This is a genomic window from Silicimonas lutimaris, from assembly GCF_047314965.1.
Classification (GTDB): Bacteria; Pseudomonadota; Alphaproteobacteria; order Rhodobacterales; family Rhodobacteraceae; genus JAVJUV01.
Genome location: NZ_JBLBVK010000003.1, coordinates 1 through 1,714, shown reverse-complemented (window position 1 = coordinate 1,714; position 1,714 = coordinate 1). Strand labels below are relative to the sequence as shown.

Here is a 1,714-nt window from a genome sequence, read left to right as displayed (position 1 = left end):
TGCCGGAACTGCTCTTAATTATTGTCATCACGGTTTCGGTCTTCCTGGTCCTGCGCACGCTGGCCAAACGTTTTTACTCTCGTCTCGGCCGCAGCGCTGAGCGGGCGGGTTTCTTCCGCACGGTTTCGCTGTTTCTGGTGTCCAACATCATTGACCTGTTGATTGTGGCGCTGGCGTGGACGTTGGGATATGTCGCGGCGATCCTCGCGGTGGGTGAATTTGGCACCATCGGCATTCGCCAATCGATGTTCCTGAACGCCTTTCTTCTGGTCGAGAGTGGCAAGGTCGTTATTCGCGCCGTGCTATCGCCGGCGGCAGCCGGATTACGTCTGGTGCGGGTCACCGACCACGCGGCGATCACGATCAACTGGTCGCTCAGTCTTGTGGTCGGGGTACTGGGCTACGGTCAGTTGCTCGTGGTTCCAATCGTCAACCGGAACGCATCGATGGCTGCGGGGAGCGGGGTATCGGCGCTGCTGTCGGTCTTCGTGTTGGTCTACCTGATCTACGTGGTGGTCCGCCGCCGCAACGAAGTCGCCAACTGGTTGTCGTCCTCGGACGAGGCTCTCCACTCGGAGGACGATCAATCCGGCAGGCAGTCTAATGCGTCGAAATCGGGATGGGCCCACGGCCTGATGGTTTCGCTTGCGAATACTTGGCACTGGATCGTGCTCGGCTATTTGAGCGCGATGTTCCTGGTGGTGATGACGCAGCCCGCCGACGTCACGCTGAATGCTTTGGTCGCCTCGGGAAAGATACTAGCAGCTCTCGTCGTGTCCTCGCTCGTGTCGGGCTGGCTTTCCGAGGCGATGACCCGCGGCGTAGCGCTTCCCGATGAGATCAACCAGAAACTCCCGCTGCTGGAGCCGCGTCTCAACCGGTTCGTCCCCCGCGCTTTCGGCACCCTTCGCCTCATCATCTTGGCCATCGTGATGTTCTTCGTACTCGACGTGATCGGCATGATAGACATGCGCGCATGGCTGGAAAGCCAGCTGGGGCTGCAGATTACGACTTCGATCATCTCGATTGCGATGATCCTGTTTGTATCCTTCTTGCTCTGGCTGGCACTGACCTCGTTCGTGGATTACCGGCTGAACCCCGAATTCGGCGCCGTGCCGACGTCGCGCGAGACCACACTGCTGACGTTATTGCGAAACGCGGCGACGATCGCTCTGGTGATCCTTACCCTGATGTTCTGCCTGTCCGAGATCGGCCTGAATATCGGGCCGCTGCTCGCCTCCGCCGGTGTTCTTGGCCTGGCGATAGGCTTTGGAGCCCAGTCGATGGTCAAGGACATCATCACGGGGGTATTCATCCAGTTCGAGAACGCAATCAATGTGGGCGATGTGATCACCGTTGGGGGCATCACGGGCGCGGTCGAAAAGCTGTCGGTGCGCTCAGTCAGTCTGCGTGATGGACAGGGCGTGTTCCATATCATCCCGTTTTCCAGCGTGAACATGGTCAGCAACGCCATGCGCGATTTCTCCTACTCCGTCTGCGACTTGGGGATCGCGTACCGCGAGAACGTGGAAGACGCTAGAAAAGCCATGCATGACGCTTTCGACATGATGATGGAGGACCCGGAAACGGCCGTGTCCGTCATCGCCCCGCTGGAGTGGTTGGGCATCACCGCCTTCGGAGACAGCGCCGTCATGCTGCGTGCGCGCATCAAGACCGTGCCCGGCAAGCAATGGGCCATCGGGCGTGCCTACAA

At 59.6% G+C, this 1,714-nt stretch carries 1 protein-coding gene; it reads left to right on the top strand.

Annotated features, from left to right (window positions below; translation table 11 throughout):
• Window positions 1-1,714, top strand: a 1,714-nt coding sequence (locus ACKLNI_RS00030) for a mechanosensitive ion channel domain-containing protein (RefSeq protein ID WP_413716945.1), incomplete at both ends; no start/stop codon positions are given.